Origin of the sequence: Streptoalloteichus hindustanus (genome assembly GCF_900129375.1) — a bacterium.
Lineage (GTDB): Bacteria > Actinomycetota > Actinomycetes > Mycobacteriales > Pseudonocardiaceae > Streptoalloteichus > Streptoalloteichus hindustanus.
The window spans coordinates 428,928-448,367 of the sequence record NZ_FQVN01000006.1; the positions used below are offsets into that span (position 1 = coordinate 428,928).

Sequence of the window (19,440 nt, forward strand, 5' to 3'; positions counted from 1 at the left end):
GCGCCCACCCCTGTTCTGTAAGCGCTTTCAATAACGGCTGGCAGAGGTCCGGCCGCGCTTCCCGCGTTTCCGGGAACACCACCGACGCCACTCCGGTTTCGGCGGGTGCGGCGAGGTCGCGCCCGTCACCGTTCACCTATACGCGTAAGGGCTCTGGCCAGCGTGAATGGTCGGAGGAGAGACGAGTAAAGAGATGGGGTGCGCGGGCTCGTCGCCCTGTTGGGCGCTCAGCCGCTCTTCCGGTGGCTGAGGTAGGCCACGCCCACCGGGGGCAGTCCCGCCGCGTTCGCCAGCAGCTCGCAGAACGCCTCGCCGTGCGTCGTCAGCTCGGGGTCCAGCGCCGTCCACGAGCCCCGGAGTTCGAGGTCGTGCGTGTGCGGCGGGCCGGAGATGTCCCCGAACCGGGCGGAGGAGGTCAGCGTGATCGTGCCGCCCAGCGCGACGTGGGCGGCGCCGCACGCCTCCAGCGCCTCGGTCAGCCACGACCACCCGACGTCGGGCAGCAGCGGGTCGGTCGCCACCTCGGGGTCCAGTTCCGCCCGCGCGTAGACGACCAGCCGCAGCACCCCGCCCCACGCCTCGTCCCCGTCCGGGTCGTGCAGCAGCACGAGCCGGCCGGTGGCGAGCTCGCCCGAGGGGCCCTCCACCTCGGCGGCGAGGGCGAACGTCCACGGGGCGAGCCGCTGGGGCGGGCGCACCTCGTCGAGTTCCACCTCGGGCCGCGGCCGCACCGAACGCAACGCCGCCACCGCCCGCCGGAACACCTCGGGCACTCCCGACAACCCGGTCACGCCGTGACTGTATGCCTCGACGCGTCGTATTCGCCGCCAGACGCGCCGACCGCGTCGCCGGTGAGGGGATCGACCGGAGGCCGCCCGGCGGTGTGGCCGACGCCTCCCCGGCCCGGCCCCGGGGGAGGGCCGACCGGGTGACGGCCGCGTGCGACGATGGTGGGGAGATGACGAACGCAGCGCCGGTCTCGGCCCGCCGGGACCTCACCCAAGCCCCGTTGCTGGTCGCCGCGCGCGGCGGCGCCCCCTCCCACGTCCCGGTCTGGTTCATGCGGCAGGCCGGCCGCTCGCTCCCGGAGTACCGCGAGGTCCGCGCGGGCGTGCCGATGCTCCAGGCGTGCTTCACCCCCGAGCTGGCCTGCGAGGTCACCCTCCAGCCCGTGCGCAGGCACGGGGTGGACGCGGCGATCCTGTTCAGCGACATCGTGGTGCCGCTGGCCGCGGCCGGGGTGGACCTGGACATCGTGCCGGGCACCGGCCCGGTGGTGGCCGACCCGGTGCGCTCGGCGGCCGACGTCGCCGCGCTGCCGGCGCTGGACCCGGCCCAGGTGGAGCCGGTGGCGCAGGCCGTGCGGCTGCTGGTCGGCGAGCTGGGCCAGACCCCGCTGATCGGCTTCGCCGGCGCGCCCTTCACCCTGGCCTCCTACCTCGTGGAGGGTGGCCCGAGCCGGCACCACGAGCGCACCAAGGCGCTGATGCACTCCGACCCGGAGACCTGGCACGCGCTGCTCGACCACCTGGCCGGGCTCACGCTGGAGTTCCTGCGGGTGCAGGTGGCGGCCGGCGTCGACGCGCTGCAGCTGTTCGACTCCTGGGCCGGCGCGCTGTCCGAGGCCGACTACCGCCGGTTCGTGCTGCCGCACTCGCGGCGGGTGCTGTCCGGCCTGGCCGACGCGGGCGTGCCGCTGATCCACTTCGGCGTCGGCACCGGCGAGCTGCTCGGGGCGATGCGGGAGGCCGGCGCGGATGTTGTGGGCGTCGACTGGCGCGTGCCGCTGGACGAGGCCGCGCGGCGGGTCGGTCCCGGCGTCGCGTTGCAGGGCAACCTCGACCCGGCGCTGCTGTTCGCCGGCTGGGACGTCGTCGAGGCCGAGGTGCGCCGGATCGTCGAGCAGGGCCACGCCGCCGACGGGCACATCTTCAACCTCGGTCACGGCGTGATGCCGGAGACCGATCCCGCGGTGCTGACCAGGGTGGTCGAGCTGGTCCACTCCCTGCCGGTCGCCCCGGAGCGGGAGCGGGTCCGGTCGTGACCCCGGCGCGGGTGCTGGTCGTCGGGGGCGGGATCTCCGGCCTGGTGGCCGCGTACCGCCTGCGGACCCTGCTCGGGGAGCGGGCCGAGATCGTCGTCGTCGAGCAGTCCGACCGGATCGGCGGCAAGCTGCGCACGGTCGAGCTGGCCGGCGAGGGCTACGACGTGGGCGCCGAGGGGTTCCTGCTGCGCCGGCCCGAGCTGCTGGACCTGGTCACCGAGCTGGGGCTGGCCGACGAGCTGGTGACCCCGGCGCTGCTGGCGTCGCGGGTGCGGGCGGCGGGGCAGTCGGTCCGGGTCCCCCCGCGCACCCTGATGGGCGTGCCCGCCGCGCCGGAGGTGCTGCGGGAGGTGCTCTCGCCGGCCGCGGTGCGGCGGGTGGCCGACGAGCCGGCGCTGCCCCCGCTCGACCTGGACGGCGCGGACGTGTCGGTCGGCGGGCTGCTGCGCGCTCGGTTGGGTGACGAGGTGGTCGACCGGCTGGTCGACCCGCTGTTGGGCGGCGTGTACGCCGGCCGGGCCGACGACCTGGGCCTGCGCGCCACCATGCCGCAGTTGGCCGCGGCGCTGGACCGCGGCGCGGGCTCCCTCGTCCGGGCGACCGCCGAGGTGGTCCCGGCGCCGAACCCGGACGCGCCGCGCCCACCCGTCTTCGGCGCGCTGCGCGGCGGCTTCCGCGTCCTGGTGGACCGGCTCGCCGCCGCGTCCCGCGCCCGGCTCCGCCTCGGCCAGCCGGTGCGCTCGCTGACGCGCGCCGAACGCGGCTGGCGGGTGGAGATCGGGCCGGCCCCGCGCCCGGAGGTGGTGGACGTCGACGGCGTGGTGCTCGCCGTGCCGGCGCCGGCCGCCCGGCGGCTGCTCGCCGACGTCGCGCCGGTGGCGGCCGCCGCCTACGGGCGGGTCGACGTCGCCTCCATGGCGGTCGTGGCGCTGGCGCTGCCGGCCGGCACCCAGCTGCCCGAGGCCAGCGGGGTGCTGGTCGCCGAGGGCGAGCGGTGGGCCGACGGCACCCCGTTCACGGCCAAGGCGTTCACGTTCTCCAGCCGGAAGTGGGGGCACTTCGGCGACCGGGTGCTCGTGCGGGGCTCGGTGGGCCGGTTCGGGGACGCGGCCGTGTTGCGGCGCGACGACGCCGATCTGGTGCGCGCGGTGCGCGCCGACCTGGCGGAGCTGACCGGCGTCCGCGTGGAGCCGTCGGACGCCGCGGTGATGCGGTGGGGCGGTGGTCTGCCGCAGTACGCGGTCGATCACAACGACGTGGTCGCGACCATCGAGAGCACCGTCGCTGACCAGCCAGGACTCGCCGTGGCGGGCGCCACGTTGCACGGTGTCGGCCTGCCGGCCTGCGTGGCGACGGCGGACGCCGCGGCCCGCCGTGTCGCTGCCCACCTCCCGGCCGACGCGGTCGCCGGGAGTGGGACGATGGGCGCATGGCCCGCCTGAACTACGCCGAGCTCAACAACACCATCCGGTACACGATGTGGTCGGTCTTCCGGATCCAGCCGGGGGCGCTGCCCGCGGACCGCGGTCCGGCCGCGCGGGAGGCGCAGGAGTACCTCGACGCCCTGGAGGGCAAGGGGGTCGTGGTTCGCGGTGTGTACGACGTCGCCGGTCTGCGCGCCGACGCGGACTACATGATCTGGTGGCACGCCGAGGAGATCGAGCAGGTGCAGGCCGCCTACACCGGGTTCCGCCGCACCGCGCTGGGCCGTGCGTCGACTCCGGTGTGGAGCAACGTGGCGCTGCACCGGCCCGCCGAGTTCAACAAGAGCCACATCCCGGCGTTCCTCGCCGGCGAGGAGGCGCGCAAGTACGTGTGCGTCTACCCGTTCGTCCGCTCCTACGAGTGGTACCTGCTCCCCGACGAGGAGCGCCGCGCGCTGCTGGCCGAGCACGGCCGCGAGGCGCGGGACTACCCGGACGTGCGGGCCAACACGGTGGCCTCGTTCGCGCTGGGTGACTACGAGTGGATCCTCGCCTTCGAGGCCGACGAGCTGCACCGCATCGTGGACCTGATGCGGCACCTGCGGGGCACCGACGCGCGGCGCCACGTGCGGGAGGAGATCCCGTTCTACACCGGCACCCGCGTGGTCCCCTCCGAGCTGGTCCTCAACCTGCCCTGAGCCACGCTCCTCGGAGGCAGCGCCGCGCCCGGCGACGTCCGCCGCGCGCGGCCTTCTCATCGGCCGCGCCGCCACCACCAGCGGCGGCGCGGCGGTAGCACCTCGCCGCGTTGGGCCAACCAGTCCGCGAAGGAGCTCGCGTCCTGCCGTGTGGTCGATCCGGCCCGGCGGGGGTTGGCCGCGGCGTAGGCGTCGAACAGCGGGCTGAACCGGTCGCCGAGCTGGTCGACGAGGTCGGGTCGGAGCCGGGCGACGATCCGCCGGCGCTTCGCGCGGAGCGCCCTGGCCTGGGCCCGCACGCGCTCGGCGTCGAATCCCGGTGGTGGGTCGGCCGAGAGCACCAGGGCGCGCAGCAGGTCGGTCTGCGCGGCGGCCAACCGATGGCGGCGCTCCGCGTCACCCGGGTCCACGCCGCCGTCGCGAGTTCCTCCGCTCATGTCCACTGCGGCCGCACGACGTCCCGGATGGCGGCCAGTTCGGCCGCGAGCTCCTCGTCCGAGGGGTAGCGGTCGTCCCGTTCGAGCAGCACCCCGGGTGGGTCCACCCGCCGCCGCAGCTCGGCGAGGAGGTCGAGCACCGGCTGGGTCACCGGGTGGGCGTGCGTGTCGTGGTAGAGCCCGTCCTCCCGCTCGGCCCCGCCCGCGACGTGCACGTAGGCGAGCCGCTCCCACGGCACGGCGTCCAGGAACGCCAGCGGGTCGCTGCCCAGGTTCCGCGCGTTGACGTGCAGGTTGGCCACGTCGACCAGCAACCAGCACCCGGTGCGCTCGACCAGCTCGGCCAGGAACTCGCCCTCGCCCAGGTCGGCGTCCGGCCAGTCCAGCAACGCGGCCACGTTCTCCAGCGCCAGCGGGACCGGCAGCTCGGCCTGCGCGTCGAGCACGTTCGCGACCAGCACCTCCAGCGCGTCCCTGGTCCGGGGCACCGGCAGCAGGTGCCCGGCCTCCCAGCCCCCGCCCCGGACGAACGCCACGTGGTCGCTGACCAGCGGCGCGCCGAGCGCCTCGGCGACCGCGGCCAGGTGCGCGACCCGGGACCGGTCGACCGGGTCGGCGCCGCCCAGCGACAACGAGACCGCGTGCGGCAGCACCGGGACGCCGCGCCCGCGCAGCACCCGCAGGGACTCCGGCAGGTTTCCCGGCCGCACGCCCTCCGCGACCACCTCGACGAAGTCCACTCCGGGCAGGCTCTCGACCGTCAGGTCGATCTCGGGGCGCCAGCCGATGCCGAGACCGAGCCGGGGGAGGGCACTCATGCGATCACCTCTCGTCGTCGGGTGGTGACAGGTCCCTGTGGTCCTTCCCGTGGGGAGAGTGGGCTCGTCCCGCCCCGGCCCGCCGGGGAGATTCCCCCCTACCCGGCGGTGGCGCGGGACGAGCCCGTCATGGCGGTCACCCTCCGCAGCCGCCCCCACCGCAGCCGCCGCCCCCTCCACCGCCAGATCCCCCGTCGGAGCCCCCGCCCGACCCCCCGTCGCCACCGCTGGCACTGGAACCTCCGCCGCCGTCGGAAGAGGAGCGCTCGCCGGACAGGAGGGCGGCCCGCTCCGGCCCCGGCGGCATCGCCGTGATCCCGACCAGCGCGAGCATCATGGGCAGTTCGGCCGTGGGAACCTGCGAGTACCGCCGGGCGCGCGCCGTCGCCACGAGCTGGTCGCCGAACGTCGTGCGCAGCGGGTGGGGGCGGACCAGGCCGAGCACGACCACGAGCGCGGTGAGGGCGAGGAGGAGCGACAACCAGAGCACCGGCCGGTTGAGCTCGATCCCGTTGACCAGGCGCAGCACGCCCACCACGCCGACCAGGGCCGCCGGCAGGACCGCCCTGGTCGCGCCGGCCCGCGCGTGCTCCGGGTCGACGACCGCGCCGGAGGCCACGAGCCGGCGCTCGATCTCCTCGACGGCCGGCAGGGTCCGCGCGGCCGCGCGGAGCTGACTCACGGTCAGGGCGCGGCCGACGGCGACCAGGCTCAGCAGGTCCGCGTCGATCACCCACGACGCCGGCACGCCGGTCGCCCGCAGGCCACCGCCGCGGGAGACCCGCAGCGCGCCAGAGGTGACCAGCCGTCCGACCGCGAGGTCGGCCAGCCGGGACGGACCGCCGGCCAGGTAGGCCAACTCCTCCGAGCTCAGCGTCCGGGGACGGCCGTCCGCCACGCGCATCCTGTGCCGCGCCGCGACCAGCCACACCGCGGCCAGTCCGAGCGCGACCACGTACACCAGAAGGAACTCCGGGCCGCTCAACCCCCAGGGCTCGTTCATCCCCGTCCCCCCGTTCTCTCCGTCAGACCACGCCGTGGCTGTTGGACCCGGTGACGCTGTCGCCCCGCCACCACCCGGGCGGCCACCCCGCCGTCCCGCTCCCGTCGCCGGACGGGTCGCGCGGGTGGTCGGGGTGGGCGGCCAGGCCGTCCAGGGCGACCACGCCCGCCGGGCCGGCGACCCGGACCACGGCCGGGTCGAAGCCGGCCAGCGGGGTTCCGTCGTCGGTGGTGGGCTCCCACACGGCCCGGCGGGCCGCCCGGAGCACCCGGTCGCCGGCGGCGGTGCGGGTCGGCGGCCGCCGGCGGCGCACCCAGACGGCGGCGAGCAGGGTCAGCCCCACCAGTCCGGTGTCCCAGTCGATCGGCTCGCCCGACACGAGCCCCGTGCACCACCGGACCAGGCCGACGGCGGCGAGGAGGAGCAGGGGCAGCACCGCCACCGCCCGCGCCCTGCCCACGGCGTGCGGGTCGACCGCGTAGCCGGCGCGCACGAGGCGCGCGCCCAGTGCGTCGACCGCCGGGGAGCGGCCGACCTCGGCCAGCACCCTGGCCAGCGGCCTGCCGTGGGTGGGTACCGCTCGCGCCACGAGCTCGTCGACGCCGGTGGCGGTGGTGGGCGGCGGAACCGGGACCAGGACGCCCGCCGCCAGGCGCATCGCGCCGGCGTCGAGCTGGCGGGCGACCAGGACCTCGGCGACACGCCGGACACCGCCGGCGAGGAAGGCCAGCTCCAGCAGGTCCAGCGGTCGGGAGTCCGCCGGCTGGTTCGGGCGCCAGAGGGTCGACCGGACCGCGGAGGCCCACGACAACGCCACCGGCAGCGCGGTGAGGTACAGCGCGAGGAACTTCGGCTCGGACAGCCCCCACGGCTCCATCGCGTCCCCTTCCCCCGGTTGGGACGACATGGTGTGGCCGGGGTCACGGGGTGGCCAAGGGCACTTGACCAAGGTTTAGGGTTCTTGGGAAAGGCTTAGGGTCGCGACTCCGTCACTTGGAGTAACCCCCTACCGGTACAGTCGCGCGCCGCGGCGTGCGCGGGCGGAGCAACCTCACGCCCACGCACGCCGCGTGTGCCCCTGACTCGGTGGTCCTGGCCCGGTCCTCCCTGGCGGGCTCCTACTCGACGGGCTCCAGCCGGAGGCTGATCGAGTTGATGCAGTACCGCTGGTCGGTGGGGGTGGGGTAGCCCTCCCCCTCGAAGACGTGCCCCAGGTGGCTGTCGCACCGCGCGCACAGCACCTCGGTGCGCACCATGCCGTGGCTGCGGTCCTCCCGCAGGATCACCTGGTCTCCCGCCAGCGGGGAGAAGAACGACGGCCAGCCGCAGTGCGAGTCGAACTTCGTCTCGCTGCTGAACAGCTCGGCCCCGCAGGCGCGACAGGAGTACACACCCCTGGTCTTCGTCTCGGTGTACTCACCGGTCCACGCCGGTTCCGTTCCCGCCTCGCGCAGCACGCGGTACTCGGCGGGGGTGAGCCGCTCCCGCCACTCCTGCTCGGATCGGACGACCTTCGGTGTCTCCACGTCCTCCACGCTAGCTCCCCGGCCCCAGGAAGGTGCCGAGGATGAACAGCAGTGCTTCCCACACCGTGTACAGCACGCCGAGCAGGATCAGCCCGACCAGCAGCGTCGCGACGAGTCGCCGGTGGCCGCTGACGCGGTTGGCCGACTCGGCGAAGTTCCGCACACCGTCCAGGTAGCCCTCGACGGTGTAGTTGGGGTTGGCGTGTTCCATGCGGTCCAGGTGTTCGGCGAACGCCCGCGCCTCGGGGTCGTGCGGGTCCAGGCCGACGAGGTCGTCGTCGAACCGCCCGGTCGGCGACTTCGGGCTGTCCTCCCGCTTGCCGTGCTCGGCCACGCCTCCACGGTAGCCGGCGGACCGCGCTGACCGGGCCTACCGTGGCGGGGTGACCGAACGGGTCGAGCTCACCGTGCCCGGTCCCGACGGCGACCGGGTCGTCCGGGTGTCGAACCTCGACAAGGTCTACTTCCCCGAGCGGGGGATCACCAAGGGCGACGTCCTGCGGTACTACCTCGCGGTCGCCGAGCCCCTGCTGCGGGCGGTGCGGAACCGGCCGACCATGCTCAAGCGCTACCCGGACGGCGTGACCGGCGAGTTCTTCTACTCCAAGCGGGTGCCCAAGGGCGCGCCGGAGTGGGTGCGCACGGTGCGGATCAGCTTCCCGTCCGGCCGACACGCCGACGAGATCTGCCCGACCGAGCCGGGCGTGCTGCTGTGGGCGGCCAATCTCGGCACGTTCGACTTCCACCCGTGGCCCGTGCGGCGGGACGACGTCGACCGCCCGGACGAGCTGCGGATCGACCTCGACCCCCAGCCGGGCACCGGGTTCCGGGAGGCGGTGCGGGTGGCCGGGGTGCTGCGCGAGGTCATGGCCGAGGCTGGGGTCGTCGGTTTCCCGAAGACCTCGGGCGGGCGCGGCGTCCACGTACTGGCCCGCATCCGGCCGGAGTGGGACTTCGTGCACGTGCGCCGCGCGGTGATCGCGCTGGCCCGCGAGGTCGAGCGGCGGATGCCCGAGGAGGCCACCACGGCCTGGTGGAAGGAGGAGCGCGGGCGGCGGGTGTTCCTGGACTACAACCAGGCGGCGAGGGACCGCACGATCGCCTCGGCGTGGTCGGTGCGCGGCACCCCGAGGGCGACGGTGTCGATGCCGGTCACCTGGGAGCGGCTGCCCGAAGTGGACCCCGACGACTTCGACGTGCGCACCAGCCCCGACTGGCTGGCCGAGCACGGCGATCCACACCTCGGTCTGGACGACCACGCCCACGGCATCGAGGTCCTGCTCGACTGGTTCGACCGGGACGGCAGGGACCGGGGGATGGGCGAGCTGCCCTACCCGCCGGAGTACCCGAAGATGCCCGGCGAGCCGCCCAGGGTCCAGCCCTCACGCCGTCGCCAGCCGCCGGCCTGACCGGCCACGTGGAAGATCTCTCCGGCGCGCTCGGGCGTCAGCCGACGGTCCAGTACCCGGCCGGCGCTCCGCCCCGGTCGTCGACCTGGATGCGCGCCCCGGCCAGCCGGTTGGGGTCGACCTCGAAGACGATCATCCCGTTGGTCTTCTGCCCGGCGGCGAGGGTCAGGGTGTCCAGCTTCCGGCCGGGGATGCTGAACCCGGCGTGCGCGGTGTTGTTCGTCGTGCCGTCCGCGTAGACGAACTTGAACCGCGTCGCCGAGGCGAACACCGGGATCGGGTCCGCGGCCTCGGAGACCGCGAACTCCACCTGCGCCGTCAGGAAGACGCCCCCGTCGGTCGGCCGGTCGAACTGGTTCGGCGCGGGGACGTTCGGCCGGATGTCGGAGACCGTGACCACGTACTCGGCCCGGCGCTCGTGGACGGTGACCGGCGTGCCGGGAGCCACGGTGGGGATCTCCACCGGCTTCTCCTTCACCCGGTCCGGCGTGCTCTGGGGGGTGATGGGCGGCCCGGTGGGCGGCGGGGCCGTCGGCGCCGCCACGGTCTTGGGCTCGCTGTGCTCGCGCACTGACTGGACGAGCAGGACGCTCGTCGCCGCGCCCACGCCGAGCGCGACCACGGAGACGACGACGCCGGCGACGCTGGCCGTCCGGTTGTCGGCCTGCCCGCCGCGGACCCGGCGCAGGCCCAGGACGCCGAGGACCACGCCCGCGACGCCGAGGAGGGCGCCGACCGGCCCGGTCACGACGAGCGCGGCGAGGAGGATCCCGCTCGCGCCGACGACCAACGCCGCGGTCCCCAGGCCGTTGCGTCGCTGGTCCGCCTCGGCCAGCGGCTCCAACAGGACGGGCGGCGGCGCGTTGTCGAAGTGGTCCGAGGGCTGCGGAGCGGTCATGGTGTTCCTTCGCTGTCCGGCGCGCGCTCACCGTATCGAGTGACCGGGCGCGCGGCCTGGACTTTACGGGGCGGAACTGACCGACAAGAACCGTTTCACCGGTCGCCCGACGGGCGGAAAGACGTTCCGCTCCGTGTTCTCCGAGCACAACAACGCTGCGGACGTGCTGACGTGATGTTGCTCAACGAGCCGGGGGCGTGGTTCTCGTCCGCCCTGCCCGTCGCCGGGAACCGGTGTCGTCCACCGGACAGGGCACGAATTCTGGGGTTTCGGGGCGGTGGGGCCGGCCGCGCTGTCGCCCCCCGCGGCCGGGTCCCCACCGCCGCGGCGGCTCGGGACGCCCGGGTTTCTCCGGTCCTCGACCTCAGGCGCTCCGATCGTCGCGGGTGTCCGTGATCGGCGTCGTGCGCGAACCGGTGTAGCGGTAGCGCCAGACGCCGTCGTCGCGGCGGTCGTCCCTGGCGTAGCCCAGCCAGGTCAGTTCGGCGCTGCCGGCGCGGACCGCCCGGAGGAAGGTAGCCGCGTCGAAGTCCGGGCGGAACTCGCCGGGGAACTCGAAGCACGGCGTCGGCAGGCCGCCGCGGCTCCCGGGGACGGACAGCGTTCGCCCGTCCTCGGGACCGCCGATCAGTTCGATGTGGACCTGGTGTCGTTCGACCATTCGGCGGAGTCTGGTGACGAAAGGGTGGTTTTTGGCAGGTGCTCACCCGATCGAATGGCCGCAGGTGGGGTGGTGGGTGATACCGGTCGGTGACCGCACCGATCCACCCCGGTCACCCGCTTCCCCGGGGCGGTCGCCCTCGCGGCGGTCCCACTCATGCTCGTTCCTGCATACCGTCGGACGTGTCCCTCAACCGCCGCACCAAGGGAGGTTCCCGTGGAGGTTCCGCAGGCACAGGGTGGGTGTAGCTGCTGTTCGAGCTGCAGCGGTCCGGGCTGTGGCTGCTGCGGGAGCTGCAGCTAGCACCCGGCAACGAACGCTGCCGAACGTTGTCGAAGGCTGACGAACGCTGACGAAACGCGGCCACGGCCGCTTTCCGGCGCGCGCCGGGCGTCACGGCGGGCAGGTCGTCTTGTTGACCGGGACCTGACCGTCGACCAGGAACCGCTGCACGGCGGCGGTGGCGCAGGGGCTGGTCGGGAGGGCGCCGTGGCCGCTGCCCTGCCAGGAGACCAGGGCGCTGTTGGCGAGCTGCTCGGCGGCCCTGGTGGAGCCGGTGAGCGGGGTGACCGGGTCGGCGGCGCCGGCGAGCACCACCATCGGGGGGACGTCCAGGTTCCGGGGCGCCGGCAGCGGCTTGACCTGCGGCCACGCCGAGCACGCCATCAGCTGCTGGACGAGGAACGAGCCGAACAGCGGGTACTTGCCCTGCCACTCCGCCGCGAGCGCGCCGAGCCGGTCGAACGGCAGGCGGGTCGCGGTGTCGTTGCAGGTGTTGATGAGGATGCCGTCGAAGGCGGGCGGCTGGTCACCCTGACCGGACACCAGCGGCCGGGTCATCGCGCTGATCTTGCTGCCGTCGCCGGAGGCGGCCTTGGCCAGCGCCTCCGACAGCGCGGCCCACCGTTGCCGGTCCGCCAGGCCGGCCACCACCGCGCGCATGGTCGCGCCCGCCGTGACGGAAGCGCCGCCGGAGATGACGATCGGCTGGCGCCGCAGCTTGTCCAACAACGCGGTCAGGGTCTGCTTCGGGTCGCCGCCCATCGGGCAGCCGCGCGCGACGCAGTCCTGGGCGAACGCGTCGAACACCTGCTCGGCCGCGGCGGCCCTGGCCTCGTGCTGCCCGACCGCGTCGGTCGTCGGGTCGGGCACCCCGTCGAGGACGAACCGGCCGACCGCGTCGGGGAACCGCTGGGCGAAGGTGGTGAGCACCTGCGAGCCGGTGCCCCGGCCGAGGGCGTTGACCCGGGAGACGCCGAGCGCCTCCCGCACGTGGTTGAGGTCGCCGGCGGCCCGCCAGGCGTCCAGCGCGGGGAACTGGTTCTCCAGGTCGATCAGGCAGCGCTGGGTCGCCTTGCGCAGCGCGTCCATCAGGTCCTGGAGCGGGCCCGACTCCCGCGCCGCGGGGTCGAACCCGACGATGGCGCGCCGCTGCTCCGGCGGGACGCAGTCGGCGGGGGACGAGCCGCCGGTGCCCCTGCGGTCCACGCCCACCAGCATGAACCGCTGGAGGATCTCCGCGGGGAGCTGGCCGGCCAGTCGGGCGGCCCGGGTCGTGCCCGGCTCCTCGTCGACGTCGTTCACCACGAGCAGCGGCACCTTGCCGGAGCCGGCCCTGAGCACCGACAGCCGCAGGGAGCCCCGGCCGGGGCGGTCCGGGGCGTCCAACGGCGCCACGACGCGGCCGCACTCCAGGCGGGGGCCGCCGCCGGCGCCGCCGAGCCGGGGGCGCATGGCCTCGGTGCAGTCGGTCCAGGAGATCCGGTCGTTGGTGGACTCCTCCAACTGCGGCAGCGGCCGGCCACCGCCGGGAGCGGCGGCCGGCGGCTGCTCCCGGCCCGCGCCGCGCACGCCGATGGGGGGTGGGTCGGCGGGCCCCACGGTGCACCCCGCCATGACCACGAGGACCAGCGGCAGGAGCAGCGCGGCGGCCCGGATGGCGGCTCGCGGCACGGCTGCTCCTCGCTCCCGGGTCGGTGTCTGTGTCGGTGTCGGTGTTCCGGTTCGACGTTTCGGTGGTGACGCTTTCTCCGCTGACGCGGTGGTGACGGCGCGGCGGTTCGTCGCGGTGCCGCCACCGTCGTGGTGGAGCCTGACACGGACGCGGTGAGGCCGCCGTGAGGGGGTGGGCCCGGCGTGACCAACGCTGGCCGGGGCCATGCGCACAGCTGTTGTCCCACCGTGTCTCACCCGCGCGCGTTTCCCCCGCTGGTGGGGCGCCGGACGTGAAGGTGTTTTCCGCGCACGGTCGGCATTCGTTTTCCGCCTGAGTGGGCTACCGCCACCACCTCGCGAGGGGCGGGCGCGCGCGGAATAATCGTCTTTCGTTGGTGATCATTTCCGCGGTCGGATTCCCGGTCGGCCGCCGTCTCCCGTTCCGTTCCCGACCGCTGAACTGTTCGGCGTCCCTTCCCGTCTCCGGCGCCGCGTGGCGCCCGCGTCCGCGCTCTGTGGGGTGATCATGGCGTTCTCGCACCGCTCGCGGTTAGCGCTCGCGATTCTGTTCGCCCTGATGGTGGTCCTGTGCGGCGTCCGGTACCCGGCGCCGGCCCGGTCCTGGTCGCCCAGCGCGGCCCGGACGACCGCCGTCCCGGCCGACTCCCCCCAGTACCCGTTCCCCCGCCCGCTGACCGGCGACATCCGGGTGGTGCACGACCCGACGATGGCCAGGGTCGGCGCGCAGTACGTCGTCTACGCGACCAACGAGGCGGTCCGGTCGCTGGTCTCCGACGACGGCGTCCACTTCCACAACTCCGGCCGCGCCTTCGCGCAGCCGCCCGCGTGGTGGCAGAACTACAACACCACCGGCGTGATCTGGGCGCCCGACCTCAGCCACCACGACGGCCGCTACCTGCTCTACTACTCCGTGTCTCTCTGGGGCAGCAACAACTCCGCGCTCGGGTTGGCGACCAGCGACACCGGGCTGCCGGGGAGCTGGGAGGACCACGGGATCGTCTTCGCCTCCAGCGGGGGCGACGACTTCAACGCGATCGACCCCTCGCTGCTGGTCGACGCGGAGGGCCGCTGGTGGCTGGTGTGGGGCTCCTTCCACACCGGCATCCACCTGATCAGCATCGACCCGGAGACGGGGATGCAGTCCACCACCGACCGAGCCCGGCACAACCTGGCACGCCGTCCGGAGAACGGCGCGATCGAGGCGCCGTTCATCCTGGAGCGTGGCGGCCAGTACTACCTGTTCGTCTCGTTCGACACCTGCTGCGCGGGCGCGGACAGCACCTACCGGATCATGGTCGGCCGGTCCGCCAGTCCCACCGGCCCGTACCTGGACCGGTCGGGGAAGCCCATGCTCGAAGGCGGCGGGACCGAGTTGCTCGCCGGGCACGACTGGGTCGTGGGGCCGGGTGGTCAGTCGGTTCTGCGCGAGGGCGACCGGGATCTGCTGGTTTACCACTACTACAACCGCAACGACAACGGCACGGCATATCTGGGCACGAATTATCTCGGCTGGGACGAGGAGGGCTGGCCTCACGTCACCTGACAATCTCCCCGACAATCCCGAGGGAAACACGCCGGCGGCGGAAACTCCGCACGGGCGCGGTCAGGACGGGCGGACCTCGCCCCGCAGGACGGCGTCGAGGTCGTAGCGGGCCGGTTCGTCGAGCTGGTCGTAGCCGCAGGACGCAGCGTCGCGGTCCGGTCGCCAGCGGACGAACTGGGTGGTGTGCCGGAAGCGCGCCGGATGGCCGCCCTCGGTGTGGTCGTAGGCGATCTCGATCACGCGCTCGGGCCGCAGCGGCACCCACTCCTGCTCGGTGCTGCGCCAGCGGCTCACCGCGCCCGGCAGTCGTTGGCCCTCGCGGCGGTTCGGCTCCAGCCACGGGTGGTCCGGCCGGGCGTGTTCGGTGAGCGGCGTCAGCTCGGTGGCGAGCTGACGCCGCGTGGCGGCCGGGAAGGCGCCCACCACGCCGACGTGGTGCAGCACCGCGTGTTCGTCGTGCAGTCCGAGCAGCAGGGAGCCGACGGCGGTGCCGGGCTCGGTGTTGATGTGCCAGCGCAGTCCGGCGACCACGCAGTCCGCCGTCCGCATGTGTTTGATCTTCAGCAGGGTGCGCCGGCCGGGGGTGTAGCGGCCGTCGACCGGCTTGGCGACGAGCCCGTCGAGGCCCGCGCCCTCGAAGAGCCGGAACCACTCCCGCGCCGTGGCGATGTCGGTGGTGGCCGGGGTGAGGTGCAGCCGGTCGGCGTCGCCGGGCAGGAAGTCCGCCAGCGCGGCGCGGCGGGCGCCGAACGGCTCGTCGAGCAGTGACCGGTCGGCCAGCGCGAGCAGGTCGAAGGCGACGAACCGGGCCGGGGTCTCCTCGGCGAGCCGGCGGACCCGGCTGGCCGCCGGGTGCACGCGCTCGCTCAACGCGTCCCAGTCGAGCCGGTCGTGCCGGTCCACCACCAGCTCGCCGTCGAGCACGGCCGGCCCCGGCAGCCCGTCCCCGGCCGCGGTCACCACCTCGGGGAAGTAGCGCGCCAGGTCGCGGCCGTTGCGGGACTGGAGCACGACGTCCGCGCCGTCGGCGAAGACCAGGCAGCGGAACCCGTCCCACTTCGGCTCGTAGACCAGCCCCGGCCGGTCCGGCACGTCGCCCACCGACGTGGCCAGCATCGGCTGCACGGGTGGGGAGAGCGCGAGCGCCACGCGGCCATGGTGCCCCCGACCTGGCGTCCCCGCCCGCCCAGCGCCTCCGCCCGCCCAGCGCGGCCGGCCGCCGGTCAGCGCACCCGTTGGCGCTCGGCTGTCTCCAGCTCCAGGCGCACGGCTGTAGGCAGCGAGGGCGTGCCGAACGACGAGCGGGCCCGGCCCAGCACGGTGCGGTCCAGCTCCTCCCACACCGCGCGGACGTCGGCGCCGTCCCGGAGCCAGAGGGAGAGCCGGACGGCGGGCGCGTCGGCGCTGCCGACGGTCCGCGCCCTGGCCCTGGTGACGTCCGGCACCGCCTCCGCGTCGGCGCGCAGCGCGTCGGCCAGCGCCCCCGCGGTGACGGTGAGCTCCGAGTCCGCCGTGTGGTCGAGCACCAGGTCGGGGCGGGGCTCCTGGCGCAGCGCGAGCAGGGCCCAGCGCAGGCCGAGGACCAGCGCCAGCAGGCCGAGCACGAGCGCGATGGCCCGGGCGAGGTCGGCGTGCTCGGCCAGCCAGTCGACCGCGATCGGGTCCAGCAGGGGGCGGCGGGCGCGGAACGTGCCCAGCCATCCCGCGCCGACCACCAGCGCGGCCACGCCGGCGAGGACGAGCAGCAGCCCGAGGGCGGTGAGGCCCCCGCGCTCGCCGAGGGCGGAGCGGGTGACGGCGGCGGTGGAGCGACGGCTCATCGGCGGTCCTTCGGCGAGTCGACGACCACGGAGACGCGGGGCCGGCGGACCAGCGGCAGCCCGCCCAGGACGTTCCCGACCAGCTCGCGCAGCCGGGGGCGCAACGTCGCCTCGTCCCGCATCCGGCTGGTGGCCCGCACGCGCACGTGCCGGGCGCTCGCGGTGACCGCCGCGCCGGACACGCCGTCGGCGGCGCGGACGTGGTGGCCCACCAGCCGCGCCAGCGACCGGGGCGAGGTCACCACGGTGATCCCGGGCGCGGGGTCGGCCAGGCGCACCTCCCGGCGTCCGGCGAGCGCGGCCAGCAGGGCGAGCAGGAGCCCGAGCACGACCAGCCCGACGGCCGTCCAGCGCACCCCGTCGGACGACCAGTCCACTTCGGACAACGTGGACCGCCAGCGGGGCCAGGGCACGGCCAGCGGGGCGTCGTCGGGGCGTGCCCACGCCCAGGCGACCTCCAGGACCAGAAGGGCGCCGGCCGCCGCGACGGCCAGGCCGATCAGGGCGGACAGCACTCGGAGCACGACACGCATCGGCTACTCCACTCGCGGTGTGGTTTCGGGCAACAGCGCGGAGACGGTCACGTGGACGGATCTGACGTGGTAGCCGGTGACCCGCCGCACCTCCTCGGCGACCCGTCTGCGCAGCGCCGCCGCGGCTCCCCGGACCGCGGTCGGGTAGCGCAGCGCGACGTCGAGCGCGATGTCGACGTCGTTGCCGTCGCCGGAGACGTGCGCCCTGGAGCCCTGGTCGCCGCGGCCCAGGCCGCGGGGGGCGCGCACGACGCCGGGGGTCAGGTCGGCGCACCGCTCGGCGATCCGCCGCACCACCGAGGGGTGGACGCGCAACGTCCCCCGGTCCTCGGGGGCGGGCAGCTCGCGGCGGGGCGGGTCGTCCCGCGGTGGGTGGGGCGCGCCGGTCGTGGTCGGCGCGCTCACCGGTCCCTGCCCCGGCCGAACAGGTCGCCGAGGTCGAGCCGCCCGTCGACCGCCCGGCCGACGAGCAGCCCGATGATCCCGGCGACCAGCGTGACGAGGAAGGCGCCGAAGCCGCCGATGGCGCCGGACGCGCCGAGCACGAGTCCGGCGAGCAGCCCGGTCTGGGTTCCGTTCACGTGACGTCTCCTTCCGGTCAACACCGGTCACTGGTCATTCGTCGACAGTGGACAGTTCACAGTGGACGGTCCGGGCGGTGGGCGGACCGGGTCGGGTCACCGGAGGCGGCGGTGCCGCCGGTGGCGTCGGTCGCGCCAGCGCGACACCATCCCGCGCAGCCCTCCCGGGCGGGCGACGATCGGCGCGTCCCACCGATCGGGCCGCGTGGCGGCGTTCCCGGCGCCCGGGGTCGCCCGCAGCGCCGCGAGACCGGCCACGAAGGCGTCGTGGTCCCCGCCGACGTCGGGGTGGTTCGCCCGGACGAAGGCCAGGAACGCCGCGCGGTCGGCCCGGTCGGTCATGACGGGTGCCCCGATCCGTCGGTCTCCTCCGTGGGCGCGGTGACGCCGGTGATGGTGACGTCGACCGGCACGTGGCCGGCCACCGCCCGCACCCGCTCGCGCAGCTCGTCGGCCACCCGGGGCAGCGAGTGCCCCCACCGCAGGACCACACCGACCTCCACCGGCTCGCCCCGCTCCAGCGCGCGCACGCCCACGACGCGGCGGCCGGGCAGGTGGGTGGCGATCACGCCGTGCGGGCCGCCGTCCAACCGGGCGACCGCCGGGTGCTCCGTCACCGCCCTGGCGACGACCTCGGCGAACTCGGTGGGGTCCGCGCCGTCCGCGGGGTCCCTGTCGGCCGCGCCCACGGGTCCCGTCCCTCACTCCACCCGGCTCTGCGGCTGGTCCTCGCCGGAGTCGTCCTCGGGCACGTGGATGTCGTTGACCTCGATGTTGACCTCGATCACCTCCAGGCCGGTCATCCGCTCGACCGTGGAGATGACGTTGCGCCGCACCGCGCGCGCCAGGTCCACGATGGACGCGCCGTACTCCATGACCAGGTCGAGGTCGATGGCCGCCTGCTTCTCGCCGACCTCGACCTGGACGCCGCTGGTCGACGAGGTCCCCGCGCCCGGGATGCGCTCGCGCAGCGCGCCGAAGGCCCGGGACACCCCGCCGCCCATGGCGTGCACGCCGGAGATCTCCCGCGCCGCCATCGCCGCGATCTTCTGCACCACCGACGAGGCGATCGTCGTCTTGCCCCGCGAGTGCTCGTCGGCCAGCCGGGTCGGAGCGCTCTCCGAGCGCTGCGCCGGCGGGTGGCTCGTCGTGTCGGGCTGTGCCGTGCTCTGGGCCATGCGTGCGCCTCCTCCCGCTCGCGCGACCGCTGTCGCGCTCGCCGGTCGGGTGCCCGCTCTCCCCGCCGCGCATTCGCGCCGAACGTGGGATGCCGGCCGTTCCCGGTCAGCCCACTCGAAAGAGTGAACCGGGTGGTGTGCTCAGCCGGCCTGGCGCGCGTACCGCAGCAACAACGAGTCCTCGGCGTGCAGCACCGACGCCAGCCGCAGCCGCCGGGGGACCTCCGCGGCCGGCCCCCGGCTGATCCGCCCGGCGTCGCCGCTGGTCAGCAGGGGGGACAGCGTCAGGCACAGCTCGTCGACGAGGTCGGCGGCCACCAACGAGCCGAACAGCGCCGGCCCGCCCTCGCAGCAGATCCGGCGCAGGCCCCGCTCGTCGAGCGCGGCCAGCGCGGCGGGCAGGTCCACCTCGTCGTCCCCGACCACCACCACGTCGGCGCCGGCCGCGGCCAGCGCGGTCCGCCGCTCCTCGGGCGCGGCCGCGCAGGTCAGCACGACCAGGGGCGCGACGGTGTCGGTGACCAGCGGCGCCAGCGGGTCGAGCGCGCAGGTCCGGGTCACCACGGCGACCGGCGGCACCTCCGAGCGGCCCAGCCGCCGCCGGCGCTCCAGGCGCACCTCGGTGCGCTTGACCCCCCGGTAGCCCTCGACCAGCGCGGTGCCCAGCCCCACCAGCACGACGTCGGACAGGTCCCGCAGCAGCGCGAACACCCGCTTGTCCGGCTTGCTGGACAGGCCCTCGGACACGCCGGCCACGGTGACCGCGCCGTCCAGGCTGGAGACGAAGTTCACCCGCAGCAGGGGGCGGTCGAGCGGCTCGGGGTAGGCGTACAACCGCTCCAGCGTGGCGTCGTCGAGCTCGGTGGGCGGGGTCACGTCCGCGGGCCAGAGTTGGTGCACCCGCCCAGGTT

Annotated in this window: 24 protein-coding genes; 5 read left to right on the forward strand and 19 right to left on the reverse strand. The window is 74.9% G+C overall.

Annotation, left to right across the window (positions count from 1 at the left end; genetic code table 11):
* Positions 1–227: 227 nt before the first annotated feature.
* Positions 228–791, reverse strand: coding sequence for a DUF3000 domain-containing protein (locus tag BUE43_RS20755; RefSeq protein WP_073485706.1), 564 nt, complete (start codon positions 789–791; stop codon positions 228–230).
* Positions 792–958: 167 nt separating this feature from the next.
* On the opposite strand from BUE43_RS20755, the gene hemE reads away from it, so the two are divergent.
* The 3 genes from hemE to hemQ are packed head-to-tail and all read left to right on the forward strand — an operon-like array spanning position 959 to position 4,166.
* On the forward strand, positions 959–2,044 hold the full coding sequence (gene hemE, locus BUE43_RS20760) for a uroporphyrinogen decarboxylase (RefSeq protein WP_073485708.1): 1,086 nt from the start codon (positions 959–961) through the stop codon (positions 2,042–2,044).
* Positions 2,041–3,486, forward strand: a complete 1,446-nt coding sequence (hemG, locus tag BUE43_RS20765) for a protoporphyrinogen oxidase (RefSeq protein ID WP_073485710.1) — start codon at positions 2,041–2,043, stop codon at positions 3,484–3,486. The genes hemE and hemG overlap by 4 nt, the downstream gene beginning before the upstream one ends.
* Positions 3,474–4,166 (forward strand): hydrogen peroxide-dependent heme synthase, encoded by a 693-nt coding sequence (gene hemQ / locus BUE43_RS20770; RefSeq protein ID WP_073485712.1) that lies wholly within the window; start codon positions 3,474–3,476, stop codon positions 4,164–4,166. Before hemG ends, hemQ begins: the two co-directional genes overlap by 13 nt.
* Positions 4,167–4,222: 56 nt before the next feature.
* Here hemQ and BUE43_RS20775 read toward each other — a convergent pair whose 3' ends face one another.
* The 6 genes from BUE43_RS20775 to BUE43_RS20800 all read right to left on the reverse strand — a co-directional run bounded on the left by BUE43_RS20775 (position 4,223) and on the right by BUE43_RS20800 (position 8,284).
* Entirely contained in the window at positions 4,223–4,603 is a 381-nt protein-coding gene (locus BUE43_RS20775) for an SCO6045 C-terminal-like domain-containing protein (protein ID WP_073485714.1), read from the reverse strand.
* Entirely contained in the window at positions 4,600–5,421 is an 822-nt protein-coding gene (locus BUE43_RS20780; RefSeq protein WP_073485716.1) for an MbnB/TglH/ChrH family RiPP precursor modification enzyme, read from the reverse strand. Before BUE43_RS20780 ends, BUE43_RS20775 begins: the two co-directional genes overlap by 4 nt.
* A 136-nt stretch (positions 5,422–5,557) precedes the next feature.
* Positions 5,558–6,424 carry a TIGR04222 domain-containing membrane protein gene (locus BUE43_RS34310; RefSeq protein ID WP_073485718.1) on the reverse strand — a complete coding sequence of 289 codons (867 nt, stop codon included), beginning with the start codon at positions 6,422–6,424 and terminating at the stop codon, positions 5,558–5,560.
* A 22-nt stretch (positions 6,425–6,446) separates the two neighbouring features.
* Positions 6,447–7,301, reverse strand: a complete 855-nt coding sequence (locus BUE43_RS20790) for a TIGR04222 domain-containing membrane protein (protein ID WP_073485720.1) — start codon at positions 7,299–7,301, stop codon at positions 6,447–6,449.
* A 241-nt stretch (positions 7,302–7,542) separates the two neighbouring features.
* Positions 7,543–7,950: a peptide-methionine (R)-S-oxide reductase MsrB gene (msrB, locus tag BUE43_RS20795; RefSeq protein ID WP_143174273.1), complete on the reverse strand. Its 408-nt coding sequence runs from the start codon at positions 7,948–7,950 to the stop codon at positions 7,543–7,545.
* A gap of 10 nt (positions 7,951–7,960) precedes the next feature.
* Complete coding sequence (locus tag BUE43_RS20800) at positions 7,961–8,284, reverse strand: hypothetical protein (protein ID WP_073485725.1); 324 nt, start codon at positions 8,282–8,284, stop codon at positions 7,961–7,963.
* A gap of 49 nt (positions 8,285–8,333) precedes the next feature.
* Here BUE43_RS20800 and ligD point away from each other — a divergent pair, with 49 nt between their 5' ends.
* Positions 8,334–9,359 (forward strand): non-homologous end-joining DNA ligase, encoded by a 1,026-nt coding sequence (ligD, locus tag BUE43_RS20805; RefSeq protein WP_073485727.1) that lies wholly within the window; start codon positions 8,334–8,336, stop codon positions 9,357–9,359.
* Between the two features lie 37 nt (positions 9,360–9,396).
* On the opposite strand, the gene BUE43_RS20810 is transcribed toward ligD, so the two are convergent.
* The 3 genes from BUE43_RS20810 to BUE43_RS20820 form a co-directional block, all read right to left on the reverse strand.
* A complete protein-coding gene (locus tag BUE43_RS20810) occupies positions 9,397–10,257 on the reverse strand; it encodes a hypothetical protein (protein ID WP_073485729.1) in 861 nt (286 codons plus the stop codon).
* A 364-nt stretch (positions 10,258–10,621) separates the two neighbouring features.
* On the reverse strand, positions 10,622–10,918 hold the full coding sequence (locus tag BUE43_RS20815) for a hypothetical protein (protein WP_073485731.1): 297 nt from the start codon (positions 10,916–10,918) through the stop codon (positions 10,622–10,624).
* Between the two features lie 393 nt (positions 10,919–11,311).
* A complete protein-coding gene (locus BUE43_RS20820) occupies positions 11,312–12,871 on the reverse strand; it encodes an alpha/beta hydrolase (RefSeq protein ID WP_159447763.1) in 1,560 nt (519 codons plus the stop codon).
* Between the two features lie 508 nt (positions 12,872–13,379).
* Here BUE43_RS20820 and BUE43_RS20825 point away from each other — a divergent pair.
* Positions 13,380–14,417: an arabinan endo-1,5-alpha-L-arabinosidase gene (locus BUE43_RS20825; RefSeq protein WP_200797607.1), complete on the forward strand. Its 1,038-nt coding sequence runs from the start codon at positions 13,380–13,382 to the stop codon at positions 14,415–14,417.
* A gap of 60 nt (positions 14,418–14,477) precedes the next feature.
* Here the strand turns inward: BUE43_RS20825 and BUE43_RS20830 are convergent, their stop codons facing one another.
* From BUE43_RS20830 to BUE43_RS20870, 9 genes are all read right to left on the reverse strand, one after another.
* Positions 14,478–15,566 carry an ATP-dependent DNA ligase gene (locus BUE43_RS20830; RefSeq protein WP_073485733.1) on the reverse strand — a complete coding sequence of 363 codons (1,089 nt, stop codon included), beginning with the start codon at positions 15,564–15,566 and terminating at the stop codon, positions 14,478–14,480.
* Positions 15,567–15,640: 74 nt separating this feature from the next.
* Positions 15,641–16,237 (reverse strand): hypothetical protein, encoded by a 597-nt coding sequence (locus BUE43_RS20835; RefSeq protein ID WP_073485735.1) that lies wholly within the window; start codon positions 16,235–16,237, stop codon positions 15,641–15,643.
* On the reverse strand, positions 16,234–16,770 hold the full coding sequence (locus BUE43_RS20840; protein WP_073485737.1) for a DUF6286 domain-containing protein: 537 nt from the start codon (positions 16,768–16,770) through the stop codon (positions 16,234–16,236). The genes BUE43_RS20835 and BUE43_RS20840 overlap by 4 nt, the downstream gene beginning before the upstream one ends.
* Positions 16,771–16,773: 3 nt before the next feature.
* Positions 16,774–17,175, reverse strand: a complete 402-nt coding sequence (locus tag BUE43_RS20845; RefSeq protein WP_073485739.1) for an Asp23/Gls24 family envelope stress response protein — start codon at positions 17,173–17,175, stop codon at positions 16,774–16,776.
* A complete protein-coding gene (locus BUE43_RS20850) occupies positions 17,172–17,351 on the reverse strand; it encodes a hypothetical protein (RefSeq protein WP_073485741.1) in 180 nt (59 codons plus the stop codon). Before BUE43_RS20850 ends, BUE43_RS20845 begins: the two co-directional genes overlap by 4 nt.
* Before the next feature lie 96 nt (positions 17,352–17,447).
* Positions 17,448–17,693, reverse strand: a complete 246-nt coding sequence (locus tag BUE43_RS20855) for a hypothetical protein (protein ID WP_073485743.1) — start codon at positions 17,691–17,693, stop codon at positions 17,448–17,450.
* Positions 17,690–18,040 (reverse strand): Asp23/Gls24 family envelope stress response protein, encoded by a 351-nt coding sequence (locus BUE43_RS20860; RefSeq protein ID WP_073485745.1) that lies wholly within the window; start codon positions 18,038–18,040, stop codon positions 17,690–17,692. Before BUE43_RS20860 ends, BUE43_RS20855 begins: the two co-directional genes overlap by 4 nt.
* Positions 18,041–18,052: 12 nt before the next feature.
* Positions 18,053–18,529, reverse strand: a complete 477-nt coding sequence (locus BUE43_RS20865; RefSeq protein ID WP_073485747.1) for an Asp23/Gls24 family envelope stress response protein — start codon at positions 18,527–18,529, stop codon at positions 18,053–18,055.
* Between the two features lie 141 nt (positions 18,530–18,670).
* A complete protein-coding gene (locus tag BUE43_RS20870; protein ID WP_073485749.1) occupies positions 18,671–19,429 on the reverse strand; it encodes a pyrimidine reductase family protein in 759 nt (252 codons plus the stop codon).
* Positions 19,430–19,440: the final 11 nt, after the last annotated feature.

Bases quoted from the DNA above. Each gene is read 5' to 3' on its own strand.
- hemE (WP_073485708.1), top strand. From the start codon at position 959: ATGACGAACGCAGCGCCGGTCTCGGCCCGCCGGGACCTCACCCAAGCC.
- hemQ (WP_073485712.1), top strand. From the start codon at position 3,474: ATGGCCCGCCTGAACTACGCCGAGCTCAACAACACCATCCGGTACACG.
- BUE43_RS20775 (WP_073485714.1), bottom strand. From the start codon at position 4,603: ATGAGCGGAGGAACTCGCGACGGCGGCGTGGACCCGGGTGACGCGGAG.
- BUE43_RS20780 (WP_073485716.1), bottom strand. From the start codon at position 5,421: ATGAGTGCCCTCCCCCGGCTCGGTCTCGGCATCGGCTGGCGCCCCGAG.
- BUE43_RS34310 (WP_073485718.1), bottom strand. From the start codon at position 6,424: ATGAACGAGCCCTGGGGGTTGAGCGGCCCGGAGTTCCTTCTGGTGTAC.
- BUE43_RS20790 (WP_073485720.1), bottom strand. From the start codon at position 7,301: ATGGAGCCGTGGGGGCTGTCCGAGCCGAAGTTCCTCGCGCTGTACCTC.
- BUE43_RS20810 (WP_073485729.1), bottom strand. From the start codon at position 10,257: ATGACCGCTCCGCAGCCCTCGGACCACTTCGACAACGCGCCGCCGCCC.
- BUE43_RS20815 (WP_073485731.1), bottom strand. From the start codon at position 10,918: ATGGTCGAACGACACCAGGTCCACATCGAACTGATCGGCGGTCCCGAG.
- BUE43_RS20825 (WP_200797607.1), top strand. From the start codon at position 13,380: ATGGCGTTCTCGCACCGCTCGCGGTTAGCGCTCGCGATTCTGTTCGCC.
- BUE43_RS20835 (WP_073485735.1), bottom strand. From the start codon at position 16,237: ATGAGCCGTCGCTCCACCGCCGCCGTCACCCGCTCCGCCCTCGGCGAG.
- BUE43_RS20840 (WP_073485737.1), bottom strand. From the start codon at position 16,770: ATGCGTGTCGTGCTCCGAGTGCTGTCCGCCCTGATCGGCCTGGCCGTC.
- BUE43_RS20855 (WP_073485743.1), bottom strand. From the start codon at position 17,693: ATGACCGACCGGGCCGACCGCGCGGCGTTCCTGGCCTTCGTCCGGGCG.
- BUE43_RS20865 (WP_073485747.1), bottom strand. From the start codon at position 18,529: ATGGCCCAGAGCACGGCACAGCCCGACACGACGAGCCACCCGCCGGCG.